Below are 17,611 nucleotides of genomic sequence, written 5' to 3' on the forward strand. Positions count from 1 at the left end.
TAGACTTTGAGGATCTTAGATATCTTGCGGATGTCTCTTGAGAGCCTAAAGGAGAGGAAGTTCAGGTTCGCCCTTAATCTGATAGGCATCCTCATTGGGTGCACCGCGGTTACGGGGCTCGTTTCCATCACCCAAGGGCTGAGTAACAACATCAACACCCAGCTAGAAGTCTTCGGACCCCAGAATATCATGGTGATCCCAGGTCAGATCCAGCAAGGTAGAGGCATCGTGGGTTCTACGTTGAATTGGAGAGATCTCGAACTTATCTCAAAGGTTGAGGACGTCAATGTCGCTACCCCTATAATCGCAAACAAGATAGTTAGCTTCAGCGTGAGGGGTCGATCTTTTATGGTGGAGATGTTTGGTGTCACCAGCAAGTACTTCGAGATCAATAAGGCCAACGAGGTCGATGACGGCCGACAACTACTTAGGACTGATACATCGGCAGTTGTGATCGGGGCTAACATTGCTGATCCTCTCGATGAAGATGAGCCTATCCTCGGGGTAGGAGACAGATTAAAGGTCAAGGCAAAGGTGAACGGTAATGAGAAAGAGCTTGCCCTCCGGGTCGTCGGCATTTATGGAAGAACTGGGGGGAGCTTCGGGGCCGACCTAGACAACTCCATTGCGATACCTCTGAGAACTGCCCAGCAATTCTGGGAGATCGGGGGAGAGTTCGACTATTTCATAGTCCAGGCCGAAACCCTTGAGGTGATCAGCGATGTTGTTGAGAGGATCGAGGATAAACTGGGTGAAGCAGTCACGGTCATAAGCTTCGAATCCGCCCAAGAGCTCGTGGGAGAGGTCATGGGCACCATTGAGGCGGTGCTTGGGGGCATCGCGGCGATCTCCCTCATCGTGGCAGGCGTTGGCATCATCAACACCATGACTGTGTCTGTAATGGAACGGACTCGGGAGATCGGGGTTCTCAAGGCTGTAGGCGCAAAGAGCAGGGATGTTCTCCTGATGTTTATCTCTGAGGCCGTCGTCACAGGCATCTTCGGCGGCGTCACAGGATCTCTACTGGGAGTCCTCCTGGCCCAGGTCATCGGGGGCTACATCAATATGCCCCCCGACCCCAGCCTTGGTCTCGTGGTCTTTGTAGTGGGCTATGCCGTAGCGACAAGCGTTATATCCGGGCTCTACCCTGCGTGGAGAGCATCGAATCTGCACCCGGTGGAGGCATTGAGATATGAGTAATAGTAAACGTGGATTCTTTGGAACATTCATAGATTTAGCGTCATCGCCGAGGACCGTTTTCTCAGGTATTGAAGAGAGCGACCTCAAAAGCGGCATCATCTTGATCATGACCATCGCGCTCCTTTCTGGATGGGCGGGGATGGCCTATTTCACAAAGTCTGAGCTGCAGCTCCCCAACATGGACTCAGGCTCCAGGCGAGGAAGCCCCATGTTCAACCCAGGGGTTCAGGACTCAGGGGAGATCGATATCGAAACGATCCGCAGTCGCCTCACCCCCTTCATCGCGCTCGGCGGCATGCTAGGCGCAGTGACCAGATGGATCATACCCAGCATACTCATACTGTTTACAGCGAACATATGGGTAGGTAAGGGGAGCTCCAAAAGGATGCTCGCGATGACCAGCTTCGCATCGGTACCCCGAATTATCCAGCAGCTCCTAAGGATCATTGACTCATATACCCTCAACTCAACCGACATTGCATCCCTAACAGCAATGCAGGTGCCTTCCCCGGGCCTGTATGGAAAACTCGTTAACGAGGTGTTCACGGTGTTCAATCTGTTTGGGGTACTTACAATAATCTTGACCGTTGTCGCTGTCTCGGTTAACTACGAGGCTAATCCCAGGAAAGCAGCTTACGTTACTATCTTGGCATACATAGTGTATATGATCCTCCGAGTCTATTTGCCTATACTCTGATAGTCTCCCAGGGTTTATTGCTGGCTTACGAACCAGCACCTGGTGTGAATATTGATCTGACTGATTTCCATCTGAAGGTTTTTGACCTCTAGACCTTAATCCGCATCCCGTCGAAAGCAGTTTCGAAACCCCTCTTCTCGAGGATTGATGTGGCCGGGTGCCCAGGGTCCATCAACGGGTTCGTATGGTTGAGATGGGTGTAGATGACTCTCCCGATTCCCTTCCCCCTGAGTATCTCCACGCTTTCCTCCACGGGGACGTGGCCCAGATCGTACGAGGTCTTCGCCAATCCGCTGATCCTCGACAGCTCATCATTCCACCAGAATGATGCGTCAAGCATGAAGAGGTCTGCACCCTCTATCCGTGTTAGGACCTCGTCTGAGAGGCTCCCTATATCGGGGGTGTATACGAACCTCGCTTCGTCGGTTTGGATCTCATAGCCATAAGTACTGCTAGGGAAGTGGGAACCATCATCAAGCCTGTCTGTATGCTCGATCTTGAACCCTGAGATCTTCAGGCCTGGCAGGGGCTCCACGATCTTCTCTTCCTTAAGCCCAATGGGATCTACGTAGTCCATAGCCAGCCGCCCGATGTTCCCGAAGAAGTTACTCCTGTCCCGGGAGCCAAACATGAACTCAATAAGATCCGGGGGAGCGTAGACAGGGATGGCAAAGCCCTTCCCCGTTGAGAACTCCGAGACGCCAATAATGTGATCACCATGTCCGTGGGTAAGGAAGACGGCCTCTATCCTACACTGACGGCCGTTCTTGGCCTCATCCGGCTTAGGTGTGAGCCTGTTCATCTCTAGCTGGAACTTGATGTCTGGAGTAGCATCGAAGAGAACAAGTTGTGTCCCTCCTACGGAGACGGAGACGGACGAGCGGGTCCGGCTCTGTCCCGGGATCGTACGCGCCTGAGTGCAGTTCTTACAGCAGCAGTCCCATTGGGGAACTCCTCCATTGGACCCAGAACCGAGGACCGTGACGATCATCATGGGTTTGGTCTTAGTGGGTTCTTAAAAGCTGAGTGGGCAGGTTGGGCTACCTTTTTACTAGAATAAGGGGTATATGGGTTTGATGGCGGAGGTTTACAAGTCGGCTGAGGACACCTTTCTCCTGCTGAAGCACGCGGAGAAATTGGTTGAGGGTAATATCCTCGAGATGGGCACAGGAAGCGGATACATTGCCATTCAGCTCTCCAAAATGTCCCGGGTGGGGCGGGTTGTAGCGGTGGATGTCAACCCTAAAGCTGTTGAGACCGCCCGGAACAACGCCCTCATGGCAGGTGTCTCGGAGGCGGTCATGTTTATGGAGAGTGACCTTTTCCAGAGACTAGGTGATTCAAGGTTCAATTGGGTTCTTTTCAACCCGCCTTATCTGCCTAGCGAGGGCATCATCGATGAGCCCTCCTGGGCTGGGGGGAGAAATGGAGGAGAGCTGATCACGAGGTTTCTGAGCAAGGCCCCACTACATCTCTCACCTGGTGGTAGAATCCTTGCTATTATCTCCTCGAAAACAAACTTTGATTTTAGGAAGGTCGAAAAACAGTATGAAATAAAGGTCTTGGAAGAGATCCCCCTTTTCTTTGAGACCTTATCGTGCGTTATGTTTGTCCCATTAGCCCTTCTGGAGTCCGATGTAAAATCCCCCGACGAACGCCACGCCGAAAGGGGCATGGACGACAAAGTTTGTCATCCAAGTCTGAACTCCCGAGGTTTGGCCTAATATTTCATTGGCGTATAACTGGAGCGCGCCGTAGTCGATAGTTATGATGTTTTTATAGGCGAGGTATTGTAGACTGAGAAAGAATAACCCTATAATGAGAGCCATGATCTTCGCGGCTTTCTTGATCGCAAAACCCACCAGGAAGCCACCCACCCCACCGATGCCGAACTCCCCTATCAAGGGAGTCAAGAGGTTCGATAGCTCAATCATCTCGAAAATATACTTTTGTAGACTAATATTTAATGTATTAGGACAGCAGGTACAAAATCTTATTCACAAACAGATTTCCTTTTCTAGTAGGAGACTCGCGCGTGTGAATATAGGAAATTGAGTTATTATCTACTGTTATAGGATATCCCGCGCCCCATAGGTTCTTGTATCCATGGCCCTCCGAGCATTCCCTCATATAACGGGGTTCGCGCGCGCGGTATTTTGCTTAAATATCTCGTCTAAAGTTTAGCTTACGTAGGCCTTTATACAGTTTATATAAAAAAAAGATATAAAAACCTATAAGTGAGGTTGTCCCAGACTGCTGAGTACTCTGTTTCGTATATGCCTGGGTGATCGAGATCATGGTGCGAATAATACCAGGGTCGTTTCGTCTCCTTCTTGTGTTATCTCTGATGACTTTAATTTTGGTTGTTCCGGCTTTTGCCCAGATACATGATCGGGCGTTGTTAGTTGGGTCAATCTCTTCGGGGGGTCTTCCCGTGGAGGGTATGACGATTATAGCTAATATGGTGATGGGTGAAACCTATATTCCAGTATCCAACGTCACCACTGACTCTAAAGGGAGGTTTGAGGTATTCGAGGATCTATTCGGTCACCCGTTCCTGCTGGAGTTCGAATATGGTGGAATAACTCATTTCAAGACTTTCGTATCTGGGAACGGGACCTATACGATTGATCTTGATCTCTCGGGAACTCTGGACTTTAAGGTGCTTGACTTGGATGGAAGGGGTGTCGAGGGGATTGAGGTGGCGATCGTTAACAAGGTAGGCTATATCATGGGGTACACAGAAACTGACTCCGCAGGATCGGGTCATTTTGAAGCCCTCAATATTGGAGATCCCTTCAGTCTTATGTTCGACTCTGATGGTGTACCCTACTCTCAGGTCTTCGATTTCGCTAATGAAACCACAGCGAGTGTCGAGGTGCAGCTTCTTGAAACGACTTCCAGCGATGGGGGCCTAGAGATGTATATGCACCACGTGATTGTGGAGATGGAAGGAGAGTATCTCAACGTCTGGGAGGCTATTACCTTCCGCAATCTCGGTGACCGGATCTTCAACAACAGCTGGCTTAAAATATTTCTCCCCTCCGAGGCTGAGGAGATAACCAGTGATGTTATGGACTGCTGCGTCCAGATCACTGCAGAGGGAATTGTTATCGACCCAATGGACCCTATTTTTCCCAATGGCACCTTCGAGACCACCATTGAGTACAAGATCGAGGCGAAGTTGGGCACTCAGATATTATCTAAGAGAATGGCGTATGACACTACCTACTTCTATTATTTTATAGAGAACGTCCCAGGAGTCACGGTAGAGAGCCCAGTGGGGCTCAGTTACGAGGGGGAGAGGATCCTTGCTGGAACCAACTATCTCATTTATATGGGCCCTGCACTTCAAGCAGGCGAGACCGCCAGCGTCCAGTTCAAGGGGCTTATCAGCTGGACAGATGCCCTCATGAAAAACCCCCTAATGTGGGCTGGAGGGCTTCTCGTTGCCCCCATAGCCCTCTTAGTGTATTTTTTCGTTTTGAAAATCGACGATGAGCCGAAAGATCTTGAACTTATGCCGATTGCACCATTAGGTAAGATCACGGTTTCTTCAGGGTCAATAGAGGAGGAATCTCTGTTGGCGGGTAAAGGCTCAAGAGTGGACTTCAAAGTGGAACTGAATGAGTTGAGGCCTGTCCTGTATAAAGTTGAGGAAGAATACATGAACGGCGGGACATCTGAAAAGACACATAGCCCGTTGATATCAAGGTGCGGCGAAAACCTCAAAGAAATCGAAGCTGAGCTTCAGAGTCCCCGGGAAGATGACGAAATGGATGATCTCGCAGCCGAAGAGTCCGCTATTGGAGCAGTGCTTGGGACGATCACATCGAATCACAATATGGGGATGCTCTCTGAAAGGGAGTTTTATCTGCTAAAGGAAAGGTACGAGGCGCGCCTAGCCGAGGTTAAGTCGAAGTTAGAGAAGAACGGTTAAACGTTGTATCGATGTGCTAAGCTATGATTGGATTCGCGAGTCTTGTAGTCGCCGCAGTCGTCATGGAGTTAACAGTGGTTTTCTATGTCGTAGGGTTATATAGAAAGCGATCTGATCTGGAGAGGTTTGGGGACCACGGCGTTAAGGCGTCATTTGCCCTCTTCACTTTAGCATCCATATACCTGCTCTATCTCCTCCTCACCAAAGATTTCAACAACCTCTATGTTTCCACTCACACTAATCGGAATCTCCCTACCGTGTATGTGGTCTCTGCGTTCTGGGCAGGGCAGGAGGGATCCCTCCTACTCTGGGGCTGGCTAACTTCCCTTACGGCTCTTATAGTGGCGAGGAAACAAATATCGGTTGATAAGTTCAAACCCTATGTCGCTACCATCCTCATTATCGTTCAGTTATTCTTCGTGCTAACTATGATCTTCGCATCAAACCCCTTTGAGAGACAGAGATCCACGCCGGCTGATGGACAGGGGCTTAACCCTCTACTCCAGGACCCTGGCATGGTTTTGCACCCGCCGACTTTGTTTGTCGGGTATGCTCTAATTGCTGTTCCATTCGCTTACGCTATGGCGGGGCTTATGACCAAGGATGAGGAGTGGCTTTCTAAAATTAGGACTTGGACCCTTCTATCTTGGTTGTTCTTGTCCTTGGGAATTGCCTTAGGCGGATGGTGGTCTTATCACGTTCTTGGATGGGGTGGTTACTGGGCGTGGGACCCTGTTGAGAACGCTTCCCTTATGCCATGGCTCATCATCACAGCTTTTCTCCACTCTGTTGTGATTCAAGAGGGTAAAAAGGGGATGAAGCTCTGGAATATGCTACTTATCACATTCAGTTTCCTCTTAGTCATCTACGCCGCTTTCCTCACTAGAAGTGGCATCATCCAATCGATCCACTCTTTTTCCGGGTCGTCTTTAGGCCAATACTTTGGGATCTTTCTTGGGATCTCGACCATCGCCACCGTTGCTCTCATCGCGAAACGATATGTATGGCTGAAGAGTAGGAACATCTTTGAGGCCTACCTCTCAAAGGAATCGGCGTTCCTGTTCAACAACCTCCTGTTCACCGTACTTACCCTCCTTATCATGCTGGGTACCATCTTCCCCCTTCTCTCCGAGGCCGTCCGGGGATACCAAGTCAGGGTAGGTCCTGGCTACTTCCAGCAGACTGCTTCACCCCTATCGGTGATGCTGATATTCCTCATGGGGCTGTGTCCCTTGATCGCTTGGAGGCAGGCATCAGTTGCAAGTCTCAAGAGGAATCTTACCTTCCCCTTCCTCATCACCATAGCCACGACAATTGTCCTCTATTCTTTAGGAGTGACTCAGCTGGGAGGGATGGTCGTCTCGGCTTCTATCGGCTTTTCCCTGGGATCTATCTTACAGGAGTTCTATAGGGCAACCGACCCCGAAGACTCTATGCCCTTAGGAAAGCGGTTTTTGACGCTGTTTAGTGCAGCGAAACAGCATCAGAGGAGATATGGAGGATACATCATCCATCTCTCGATGATCCTGATCATTGGGGGTATCGCAGGCTCTACTTTCTACGAGAACTCCAGCATGGTTACATTGGGTATTGATGAGCCTTTCGTTCTGGGGCCCTATACAATAGAGATGACTGATCTCTACTCGACTCAGGAAGCCGAGAGACAATTATACTTCGTTCTGCTCGACATCTACAAAGGAGGATCTAAGATCTATGAGGCGGACCCCTCCGTCGCGTATTTCTTTGATAGAGAGATGACGATTCGATATCCCTGGGTGAAATCGCAAGGTCTGTCTGACCTCTACCTTATTTACGAGAGCTCCGCTGAGGGCAGGGCCACTTTTACGTTCAAGATAATTCCCCAAGTAACGTTAATATGGATCGGCACAATTTTGGGCATCCTGGGATCTATTGTGACCATTTGGAAATTTAAACGGAAGTAACAAAAAGATGAAGATAAAAGTAGGAAAAGCCGCTTTTCTAACGCTCGTGATACTGAGCTGCTTATTCCTCGTAGGTGGGACTACTTCATACGCGAGGGACCCCGTTTCCAGCGTTACGAAGGAGCTTATCTGTACTTGCGGATGTGGAAAGGTAGCATACGATTGTTACTGTGACCTCGCGAAAGAGTGGAAAGAGCAGATTGCCGTGGATCTGGCTGCAGGGAAGACCAAGACCCCGATCATTGCCAGCTACGTGGAGGTTTACGGGGACGGTGTCCTAGCTACCCCGAAAAAATCTGGGCTCGAGCTTTCGATCTGGACGTTGCCGGTGATTGCCATTATTTTAGGCACTGCTGTAATCTACACTTATGCCCAGAGAAAGTCTCCCATCCCTGACTCTGAGGTTGACTCGGAGATTCTGGACTCTGGACATTCGAGTGGGAGGAAGAAAAAGAAAGACAATGATATTTCAAAATCCGTGGAACACTACGATAATCTACTCTGGAAGGATTACCAGAAAAAGAAAAATAAGAAAAAGTGTTAGATCCAGTGAACACCTTTGCTTTTCAGCTGTGACTTCCCCATGAAAGAAGTTTATTCGTTTTTCGATGATTAAGAGCGTCATTCCTGAGAGAACATCAAAACGCTGCAGCCAGGTGTCTCCGAGTTTTACGGTTATTACTTCTAAATCCGTTATATACAGCTCTCGCGCGCCCTAATGATGCTTCTCTTTTTCTTTTGTTACGCCATCTCCATCCTCGAGCTCAAAATCAACAAAAGCGGAAGGGCTTTTGTCATTCTTGGAAGACGTGCTCAAATAACAGGAACGATACACCACCGATCGCTAGTAGGAACGCTAGGAGGAGCTGGATCTCCGGTAAAACCTCTATTAACGTATAGCCCGAAAGTATCCGCCCAGCCGCTTGGGTGCTGGGAATCAGGACCGGGACAGAGACCGGGAAGAAGAGGAAAGAGAGTAGCAATGTCTTGCCCTCTGAGTACATAACAAGGGCCGAGACCAACGAACCTACCAGAGCTAGGTCCATCACCCCCATCACGAACAGAACTAGGATCGCAGGAATCACGGCAACATCTAGGTTAAGGAATATAATTGAGGATATAATGGTGGTCAGCAGAACTAGGAGAAGGACCACGAAGCTGTAGAGCACCTTCCCCATTAGCACCACGAAGGGTGACGTTGGAAGGCTCCGGAGCCCCGCGATAGTCCCCCTATCCACCTCCCTGGAGAAGCTCGTTGTAAGGGCGAGAATATTTGAGAAGTAGATCACGATCCAGAGGGCTGCCGAGAGGACCGCGGGATTCCGGATGAATAAGCCCCCCCAAGCAAAGCTGCTCATCAGGATGGAGGTCAGCGCGAAGGCGATTATGCTCAGGAGTTCGTGGGCACGCCTCAGCTCTACAGTGAGGTCCTTCACAGCTAAGGCAATGGCGAACCTCAGGTTTTCTCCCTCCCCCATCAGAATTTTACCTCTCTTTCGATTCTTCCATTCCTCAGGAAAATCCCTCTCCCGCAAAGTCTTTTTGCCCAGTCCAAGGAGTGGGATGAGATGAGGATCGAGGCGTCCCGATTCGACTTTAAATGCTTAACCAGGAGCTCGGAGGCGTCAATGTCCAGACCCGAGAAGAGCTCGTCGAGGATTAGGACCTTAGGATGACCTAGCATAGCCCTGGCTATATCTGCCCTTTTTCTCAGCCCAAAGGACAGGTGTCGAGCCTTGGTGTTCTTCCATCTTTGCATGTCTGTCATCTCGAGAACCCTTCCTAAATCCTCTGGGGAAGCGGAAAAGAACTTGCCGTAGAACCTAAGGTTCTCGTTCACGGTGAGCTCATCATACATAAAACTCCGGTGCCCCACGAGTCCCACTAAGCGTTTTACCCTCTCACGATTTTTTCGGACATCGCTACCCATTACCTGGACCCGGCCAGAGGAGGGGGAGATCTGCCCTGCAACGATTTTCAGAAGCGTTGATTTTCCTGCTCCGTTGGGTCCTAGGAACGCCACGAAGTCACCTAGGCCAACCTCGAGATCAATGCCCCGAAGGGCGGGTAGAAGATCGTAGGTTTTGGTCACCCCTCGAAGTTGCACAGCCTGGGACATCGTAGAACAAGCGGTGGGGGGTTATTTATCAACTTTATTTCGAGAACCAGGTAACTCCGATGTAACCTACCCCCACCACGCATAGAAGCATCGCTGCTATGAAGAAATTACTAATCTGAGGCGCCTTCTCCTCTGCAGACTCGTATTTAGACGGGCACTTTACGAGGAGTTGGTCTGACTCTATGTGACCGTCATTAGTGACACTTCCTATCACTACCACCTGCGTGCTATGGTCGAAGTTCTGAGGAAGGGACCCTTGGAAAACAACTGAGAGACGCTGACTTTGGTCGAAGATATCAAACTTGACGATGCCTCCCTCCTCCTGAACTAATGAGTCTAAATCAGCCACTCCAATCACCTGAATATCCCTTCCGACGTACCTTTCCGGGTTCGTCAGGATCTGAACCACTGAGATATATGGGTTCACATAGGTGTTCAATCCGTTGTAGGCGAGGAACGCGCTAGCGACAAGGAAGACCGCGACGACGCCGTACTTTGTGAGTACGTTCAATTTATCAATCCTCAATCTCTTCAAGGCTTTTTTCTATATCAATGCCCCGCTTTCGGAGCCACAGAGCTGTTACTATTAGGCTGACCCATGTGAGAGTCAGGACGAAAATAGGCTCAATCGGCATTCTGAATCGCCTCCACCCGTTTGAGTTGTAGCTCGTCGTTGCGCAATTGGACTTTGTAAGCCTTTCTCATTAACCAACCTGTGAAGAGTATCCCCGCGAATATATTCATGATCAGTGCCTGAATCATGGTACTCGTGAGCCCGAACTCGCCATCCGCAGAGAGTCTCGGGTGAAGTGATGGCCACAGGATAAAAGACAGGTAGCTGAGGGGAACTGTGAGCACTGCAAGAATGTTATAGACCGCGGATACCGATGCCCGCCTCTCCAAGTTCTCTACCGACATCCTGAGGAAGCAATAGCCCAAGTAGGCTAGCCATAGTATGAGAGTAGTCGTTTCCCTCGGGTCCCAGTTCCAGTAAACCCCCCAGGTTGCTTTAGCCCAGATAGACCCTCCAATGAGGGTGATCATCCCATAAACCAGCCCAAGGATGGCGCATGACTGGGAGAAAGCGTCTAGCCTACGGTCCTTCTTAATCAGATAAGCGATTGCCGTTGCTGCAGAAAGGACAAGCATAATATATGTCGTGATGGCTCCCGGCAGGTGGAAATAGAATACCCTTACAAGTTCTCCCAATTCAACCTCCGCCGGAGCGATAAACAAGGCAAAATATATTGCTAATAGGTTAGCTACTGCAGTGATCCAAATATAGATGTCGTCCCTAAACTTCACGTCACTACCTCACGAACCCTGAATTGTTAGTCGTTCCGTTCATTTTGGCTTTCCTTTCCATGCTCACGTTGACAGTCTTTTTCGTTGGCTCGAACAAACATAAAAGGATATCTCATTCGTTCCGGATGGTATTTATTCCTGCGATACTTTCAATATCGACATCCCCTCAGGATGGTAAACCTTTGGACGCATGGAGCTACGTAGAGATATCCAAGCTGAAGCTGGTCTTCCTCCTGGTAATAACATCACTGGGGGCAATGTTTGTGGCATCCATTAAAACTGATATCCCCCTCACATTATCCCAGATCGTGTTAGGGAGCCTTACGGCTATCCTTGGCAGCGCGGGATGCAATGTTCTTACCTCCTACATTGACAGGGACATTGATGCGATAATGGATAGAACCCGAAAGCGACCCCTACCATCCAAGAGAATAGACCCAGCAAGTAACGCTTTGATCTTTGGGATATTTCTATCAGGCGCTTCAATTGCTTTAGCTGCCTTTCAGAACGTCCTCGCTTTCGTGTTCATCCTCCTCGGTATCCTTGACAATGTCCTAGTCTACAGTTTATTGACAAAGAGGCGGAGTTCATGGAATATTATCCTCGGAAGCTTAAGCGGGGGATTTGCCCCTCTCTACGGCTGGGTCTTCGTCACTGGCACAATTGATATCACTGCATTCATCCTTGGATGCATTGTTGTCCTTTGGGTACCCAGCCATATCTGGTCCTTAGCGCTCTACTATCGATCTGACTACGAAAAAGCAGGTATCCCGATGCTTCCCGTAATCGTGGGGACAAAGACGGCTATCCGATGTATCGCCTTTACGGTAATCCTGATGATGGTGGCCTCATTCGCTCTATATCTATACGGGGGCTTTGGCATCATCTATCTATCGGTAGCGGTTATTACCGGCGCAGTTGTGCTGGGGGCATATCTGTACCTCTTTTTACGCCCAACCCAAAAGCTTGCGTGGACCCTGTTTAAGGTCTCGAGCCCCCAACTGTTTCTACTCTTCACCGCAGCCGTTCTTGATCTCTATTTGGCTTAGAACACCATCTGGCTAATCTGATGATGATTTATTAGAATCGCCAGATAACATCATAATGCCCAGATTGAAAGTGACTTTCTATACAAAGAACGAGTGCACTCTCTGCAACTTAGTCCTTGATATGTTAAGAGACCTCAGGGAAGAGCTCTCCTTCGAATTCTATATAGTAGATATCACCAGGTCATTAGATGCCTGGAGGCTTTACTGGGATAAGGTACCCGTGATCGAGGCCGGAGAGGAGTTTCTCTCAGGTAGGATCGATGAAAGCGAACTCAGGGGCTTTTTGTTGAGAAAAACATAAGAAAAAGGGAGTGTCTGACCTGAACAAATGGAGCAGGCTTCTCAGGACATAGACCCTGTTCTCGCAAGCATCAAAACCGATATATATTTCGGGTTGGAAGCTACTCTAATCTTCAGATGCACTTCGGGGAGATATTCAATGAATCTAATGGATAATATGCTGTCGAGAACCATCAAAGAACTTATGTTAAGTGTCGTGACCCGAGGAGCTGATAGCGCCCTCGAAACCGCGTTGGCGCGCATGATCGATTGACAAGGAGTACGTTAAAGATGTCTATTGTTGGAGACTCAAAAGAGAATACGAAGGAAAAGGCGATCGAAGAGGGATTTACCCGCAGGGTTTTTCTCACTTTCCTAATGGGAGTTTCCACGGTAATGACAGTCACTCCCTTTGCACCTATGATAGAGTACTTTTTCAAGAAACCGGAGAAGAGGGGGGAGAAAAAGAAAGTTGCCAACGTGAGTGATTTAGAGGAGGGTTCCACCACGATCGTCTTCTTTCCGGGGGAAGAGACTGAAGACCGCACGTTTCTGGTCCACTTGACCCCTGAAGAGGTGGATCAAGCGATCTCAGAGGGACGGGATGAGTTCATAACCGAAGGGTTTGTTGCTTTCAATAGCATATGTCCCCATCTCCAATGCCCAGTGGGACCCCCAGAAGGGACCCCTGAGGAAGAGGAGTTCGTCTGCCCCTGCCATGGTGGGGTATACAATAAATTCGATGGCACCGTTTTAGGAGGGCCCCCGCCCGCACCTCTCCCTGCCGTGACTCTTGAGGTTGATAAGACAACAGGTGATATCTACGCCACTGGGATGATCGGCAAAGTCGGAAGGGGAAGAGTATAGTCCAAGAAGGTTCATGAGTTGAATAAAACTGAATTCCTTGTAGAGAAATTAAAGGAAATTTTTCGGTGGATAGAAGACAGATACAAAGCCACCGTTTTGTCAAGCGTCAGGCTCAACTTCCCACTCACATTCTCTTCCATTCTCTCTAACTTGGGGATGGCGACTTTCATCAGCTTTATGATAGCATGTGGAACCGGTCTTTTCCTCCTTCTATATTACACACCGACCCCGTGGAACCTCGCGTATGATTCGATTAAATTCATCACGGAGGAGGTCATTTTCGGGCACCTTATTCGAGGCCTCCATTACCACGGTTCAAACGCTATGGTCCTGTTTTCTATCATCCATATCATCTACGTCTTCTTCAAGAGAATGTACAAAGGGAGATTCGACTTCCTATGGATTACCGGTGTCCTCTTAGGGGTTATCACGGTAATGGTGGCGTTTACGGGATACACTTTAATCTTCAACGAGTTGGCTGTTGAAGCACAGAATATAATGATGGGCATTGCTGAGGCTGTCCACCCCCTTGCGAAGCTTCTTATGGCGGGGACTAACCTCACGGACAGGTCCTTAAGGCTCTACGCTTTCCATATTGGTCTCATTCCCGCAATGATGCTCGCGCTTATGGGACTGCATTTTCCCAGGGCCCTCAAGATAAGCATACCTATGATCATTGGGATCCTCGCGGTTATCTTCCTCGCCACAGCAGTGTACCCCGCTGAGGTGGGCATAAAATTCGATCCGTCGATCTCGACGGAGTTTAAACCTCCTGAATGGTACTTACTCTGGGTGTTGACCCTCCTCAGGACCTGGGCTCCCGTGATCATCGTGGGGGTCCTAATCCCAGGAGCTCTGGTTATGGTCACTATGGGGGTTCCCTGGATCGACCGGGGACGTAAGCCCAAGCTTACTGACAGGCCGGCGTTTGCGGTGATGGGTATGACCTCTATTATCTACTGGATATACCTTACCTTGAGAGCGGGCTATGGGGTAGGCCCTCCAGCTCTCCAAATTCCAGTTCATGAAGTCGTAGGAGTCTTTCTGCTTTTCCTTGGCGGATCCGCATTCATCTTCAGATTGCTGACCCCCTGGCTCAAGAGTAGACCCAGGGCGAAAAGGAGACCGGCAACTGGTTATCTCAAGGGTAACCTATCCCTCGGGATATTGTCCCTAATTGTTCTTATCCAGGCAGCTCTCCTATGGGTTTTCTCCTCGGCATATATCCATAGCAACACGGAAATGATGGCCTTCTCCCTAGGATTCGTCATCCTGGGCTTTGGTATAGCACAACATGTCTATGCTGTGGCAAATCCAAAAACGTGATTCTACTTTTTCAACTTTTGAACATTTGGCGTAATCTTATAGTTATGTAGTATTGGATAGCGTTTCTTAGTTATCCCTAAAAATAAATTGATATTTCTTTAGCTCCACGTTGGGGACTACATTAAACTAGTTAATCTCTACGTGCTAATCATCATTTGATCTTGTAGTAATAGACCGCCACGATCACTGCTACAAGAACTATAAGTGCTCCTCCCCCGTATGCAACGTAGGTAATCAGTGTGGCCTTCCCCTTATCCTCTTCGAGCCCCTCTTGGAGCTCCTCTAAATCCGCTAGAATTTCTTGGTGCTTGTCCGCGGCCTCAAGTTTTTCGCCTTGGAGCGTGAGGATCATCCGTCTGTCGTGGATATCATCCTCTGTGTGACAGACTGCGCAGGCTTTCGACTCAATCTCAAAAGTATGACTCTTTTCGTATAGATGACAATCGCTACATTTGACTCCTGAGCTGGCATGAGTCCCATTCAGGAACCCCTCGTACCTATGTTCACCTTCTGAGCCCGTGTGGCATCCCCCACACAGCTCAGGGGATGTGTTCACCGTCATCGTCAATCCCGCCTCATGGCAGGCCTCACAGGTGACTCCCTCTGAGGCGTACTTCCCTGATGCGGCGTCGAATCCCGTGGTATGACACTCGAGGCATTCTGATGGGCTACCCTGTGATTGCCACTCACTTTGAAATGCCTCATTCGCGAAGGCATTAGCCATGGGCGAATCCTTCCACTGCTCGTATTCGACCTCGTGACACTCTTTGCAAGTCTCAGAGCCGACATACTCATCTATGCTCTGAGCTATCACTGTAAAATTCGCCCCCAGCAATAGGATACCTGAGAGCGATATTGCAATTAGACAGGCGCTGACCATGAATCTCATACGGTTTCTCTTGGTGCGCGCAGACATGAACATTAGATGTCATCCTCTGAATTCTAAGGAGTTATCGTGTTTCAGCATTTATGTATTTCTTTCCTTTCCCTTGTTTTTTTTTACTAAGATGAAAGAAATACTTCCTTAACCTTTCTTAAAATGAGATTTGATCCTTTGAATGATTTACAGATTGATCATAATTCATATCTTGACTAGAAGAAAAGGCATAACATCCCTAGTTCTCCTAAATCCCATGTTAACAGATAGATTCAAAAACTTGGGGTAATGTTCAAGGTATCGATCCGAATGCTGGAAACAAAAGGCAAACAGACTACCATTTATCTACTATTCTCACTTATGATTTTTATGTTAGTTACCAACTCATCTTCAACTACCGAGAGTAGAGCTATACCTGAATATGTGAGAGAACTCCCGAAGGCGTTAAAGGGGGTCTGTAAGGTCTGTCACGTAAGAGCCTCCGGGGGACCTTTGAACAGCTATGGGGACGATTTCGAATCGTCCGGTAGGCGCACCAGTGCTTTAAACGATCTTGACTCCGACGCCGATGGTTTCAGCAACGCGGAAGAGCTGGCGGCGGGGTCCCTTCCAGGAGATCAGGATTCTACGCCAACGAGTAAGAATAAAGGAATCAACTTATACCTGCTGATGGGCGGGGCAAGTGTGCTCCTCATAATAGCCAGTGTGGCGTTTAGGGCGAGAAACCCCCCTGACTCCTAGCCGAGAATACCACATAATGGACATTTTGTCTTAAGCAATCTTATTATTCTACTTCTCCGGGCTAGATAGTGGAATCCCCCCCTGAAAATAATCCCAACCTCGGTGAGTCATCTGGTTAAAACTAAAGGATTGGCGCTCCTCTCGGGCGGTCTCGACAGCACCCTCGCAGTCAAGGCAATGGTGGACCAGGGATTAGAGATCGAGGCGGTCCACTTTACGACCCCATTCTGTAACTGCGATAAATGCTCCGTGGATGATGTAAGCGAGCAGTTTGATGTCCCCGTTCACCACATCTTTATGGGGCAGGAGTTCCTGGACTTGGTGGCTGATCCCCCCCACGGATACGGGAGCCACATGAACATTTGCATCGACTGCCGGATCAACATGTTTCGGGGAGCTAAAAAGCTGGGGGATGAGATCGGGGCCGAGTTCTACGTGACCGGGGAGGTCCTAGGCCAGCGCCCCTTTAGCCAGAGGAGGAAGGCAATGGAGCTCATCGAAACTGAAGCTGGGCTCGACAGAAAGATCCTGAGACCCCTATCGGCCAAGCTCATGGGGAAAACCGAGGTAGAGGAGGAGGGGATCGTCGACCGGGACTCGCTCTATGCAATCCAGGGGCGTCGGAGGATCCCCCAAATGGAACTCGCAGAGGAACTTGGAGTCTACGATTATCCGTGCCCCAGCGGCGGTTGCCTTCTCACCGATCCCCAGTTCGCGATAAAGCTCAGGGATTATCTTCACTACAAAGGGAAGCTGAAGCTGGATGACATGATTCTTCTTCGCATCGGCAGATATTTCAGGATCGGCAAGGCCAGGGCCATCGTGGGACGGAATGAGAAGGAGAACAACGTTCTCAGCGCCCTAGCCGAGAGACGGGGATTCCTTCGTTTCGAGGTTAAAGGGCACATGGGACCAGTCTCGATCCTTCTTGGGGACGCCGAGGTGGGAGTTGTCGAGAAGGTTTCCGCCCTCACCGCGCGATACTCCGATGCTCCCAGGGATAAGGTCGTAGAAGTCGAGTGCATAGGTGGTGACACCGGTGTTCTAAGGGTCTCCTCTATGGGAGACGAGGAAATCAAGACCCTTAGGATTAAGGAGTAAACCCATTCGCGCGTGTAATCCAATGCATGGGGCCCTCAGCTTTTTTATTATCCTCTGACCCGAATTTTTCCAATTCTTGTAAATGATGAAAAGATAACCTGTTTGGCTGCAGGATCCCTCAAAAATGGGAATTGAACAGGCTACTTTGATCATTGGTTTTTTCTCTG

19 protein-coding genes are annotated in these 17,611 nt (G+C 49.3%); 13 read left to right on the plus strand and 6 right to left on the minus strand.

The window, feature by feature from the left end:
* Positions 1-6: 6 nt before the first annotated feature.
* Positions 7-1,200, plus strand: coding sequence for an ABC transporter permease (locus QGG23_00535; protein ID MDP6047924.1), 1,194 nt, complete (start codon positions 7-9; stop codon positions 1,198-1,200).
* Positions 1,193-1,897: a YIP1 family protein gene (locus QGG23_00540; GenBank protein MDP6047925.1), complete on the plus strand. Its 705-nt coding sequence runs from the start codon at positions 1,193-1,195 to the stop codon at positions 1,895-1,897. The genes QGG23_00535 and QGG23_00540 overlap by 8 nt, the downstream gene beginning before the upstream one ends.
* Before the next feature lie 88 nt (positions 1,898-1,985).
* Here QGG23_00540 and QGG23_00545 read toward each other — a convergent pair whose 3' ends face one another.
* The gene (locus QGG23_00545; GenBank protein MDP6047926.1) at positions 1,986-2,891 is read right to left on the minus strand and encodes an MBL fold metallo-hydrolase; all 906 of its coding nucleotides are present in this window, start codon (positions 2,889-2,891) and stop codon (positions 1,986-1,988) included.
* An 82-nt stretch (positions 2,892-2,973) separates the two neighbouring features.
* Here QGG23_00545 and QGG23_00550 point away from each other — a divergent pair, with 82 nt between their 5' ends.
* The 4 genes from QGG23_00550 to QGG23_00565 all read left to right on the plus strand — a co-directional run bounded on the left by QGG23_00550 (position 2,974) and on the right by QGG23_00565 (position 8,324).
* A complete protein-coding gene (locus QGG23_00550) occupies positions 2,974-3,621 on the plus strand; it encodes a methyltransferase (protein ID MDP6047927.1) in 648 nt (215 codons plus the stop codon).
* Between the two features lie 710 nt (positions 3,622-4,331).
* Positions 4,332-5,837, plus strand: coding sequence for a carboxypeptidase-like regulatory domain-containing protein (locus QGG23_00555; protein MDP6047928.1), 1,506 nt, complete (start codon positions 4,332-4,334; stop codon positions 5,835-5,837).
* A 23-nt stretch (positions 5,838-5,860) separates the two neighbouring features.
* Positions 5,861-7,780, plus strand: coding sequence for a cytochrome c-type biogenesis CcmF C-terminal domain-containing protein (locus tag QGG23_00560; protein MDP6047929.1), 1,920 nt, complete (start codon positions 5,861-5,863; stop codon positions 7,778-7,780).
* Positions 7,781-7,787: 7 nt separating this feature from the next.
* Positions 7,788-8,324 carry a cytochrome c-type biogenesis protein CcmH gene (locus QGG23_00565; GenBank protein ID MDP6047930.1) on the plus strand — a complete coding sequence of 179 codons (537 nt, stop codon included), beginning with the start codon at positions 7,788-7,790 and terminating at the stop codon, positions 8,322-8,324.
* Positions 8,325-8,574: 250 nt separating this feature from the next.
* On the opposite strand, the gene QGG23_00570 is transcribed toward QGG23_00565, so the two are convergent.
* The 4 genes from QGG23_00570 to ccsA all read right to left on the minus strand — a co-directional run bounded on the left by QGG23_00570 (position 8,575) and on the right by ccsA (position 11,204).
* On the minus strand, positions 8,575-9,258 hold the full coding sequence (locus tag QGG23_00570) for a heme exporter protein CcmB (protein MDP6047931.1): 684 nt from the start codon (positions 9,256-9,258) through the stop codon (positions 8,575-8,577).
* Complete coding sequence (locus QGG23_00575; protein MDP6047932.1) at positions 9,258-9,899, minus strand: ABC transporter ATP-binding protein; 642 nt, start codon at positions 9,897-9,899, stop codon at positions 9,258-9,260. Before QGG23_00575 ends, QGG23_00570 begins: the two co-directional genes overlap by 1 nt.
* A gap of 34 nt (positions 9,900-9,933) precedes the next feature.
* Entirely contained in the window at positions 9,934-10,410 is a 477-nt protein-coding gene (locus QGG23_00580) for a cytochrome c maturation protein CcmE (protein MDP6047933.1), read from the minus strand.
* Between the two features lie 113 nt (positions 10,411-10,523).
* Positions 10,524-11,204 carry a cytochrome c biogenesis protein CcsA gene (ccsA, locus tag QGG23_00585; protein ID MDP6047934.1) on the minus strand — a complete coding sequence of 227 codons (681 nt, stop codon included), beginning with the start codon at positions 11,202-11,204 and terminating at the stop codon, positions 10,524-10,526.
* A gap of 182 nt (positions 11,205-11,386) precedes the next feature.
* Between ccsA and cyoE the strand changes: the two genes are divergently transcribed.
* The 5 genes from cyoE (at position 11,387) to QGG23_00610 (ending at position 14,725) form a co-directional block, all read left to right on the plus strand.
* Positions 11,387-12,253: a heme o synthase gene (gene cyoE, locus QGG23_00590; GenBank protein MDP6047935.1), complete on the plus strand. Its 867-nt coding sequence runs from the start codon at positions 11,387-11,389 to the stop codon at positions 12,251-12,253.
* A gap of 70 nt (positions 12,254-12,323) precedes the next feature.
* A complete protein-coding gene (locus QGG23_00595; GenBank protein ID MDP6047936.1) occupies positions 12,324-12,554 on the plus strand; it encodes a glutaredoxin family protein in 231 nt (76 codons plus the stop codon).
* Between the two features lie 27 nt (positions 12,555-12,581).
* Entirely contained in the window at positions 12,582-12,806 is a 225-nt protein-coding gene (locus tag QGG23_00600) for a hypothetical protein (GenBank protein MDP6047937.1), read from the plus strand.
* 17 nt (positions 12,807-12,823) lie between these two features.
* Positions 12,824-13,399, plus strand: a complete 576-nt coding sequence (locus QGG23_00605) for a ubiquinol-cytochrome c reductase iron-sulfur subunit (GenBank protein ID MDP6047938.1) — start codon at positions 12,824-12,826, stop codon at positions 13,397-13,399.
* Between the two features lie 18 nt (positions 13,400-13,417).
* A complete protein-coding gene (locus QGG23_00610) occupies positions 13,418-14,725 on the plus strand; it encodes a cytochrome b N-terminal domain-containing protein (GenBank protein ID MDP6047939.1) in 1,308 nt (435 codons plus the stop codon).
* 151 nt (positions 14,726-14,876) lie between these two features.
* Here the strand turns inward: QGG23_00610 and QGG23_00615 are convergent, their stop codons facing one another.
* Complete coding sequence (locus QGG23_00615; protein MDP6047940.1) at positions 14,877-15,614, minus strand: multiheme c-type cytochrome; 738 nt, start codon at positions 15,612-15,614, stop codon at positions 14,877-14,879.
* A gap of 357 nt (positions 15,615-15,971) precedes the next feature.
* Here QGG23_00615 and QGG23_00620 point away from each other — a divergent pair, with 357 nt between their 5' ends.
* A complete protein-coding gene (locus tag QGG23_00620; GenBank protein ID MDP6047941.1) occupies positions 15,972-16,343 on the plus strand; it encodes a hypothetical protein in 372 nt (123 codons plus the stop codon).
* A 102-nt stretch (positions 16,344-16,445) separates the two neighbouring features.
* The gene (locus tag QGG23_00625; GenBank protein MDP6047942.1) at positions 16,446-17,444 is read left to right on the plus strand and encodes a hypothetical protein; all 999 of its coding nucleotides are present in this window, start codon (positions 16,446-16,448) and stop codon (positions 17,442-17,444) included.
* Positions 17,445-17,611: the final 167 nt, after the last annotated feature.

This window comes from Candidatus Bathyarchaeota archaeon (assembly GCA_030739585.1).
Lineage (GTDB): Archaea > Thermoproteota > Bathyarchaeia > TCS64 > TCS64.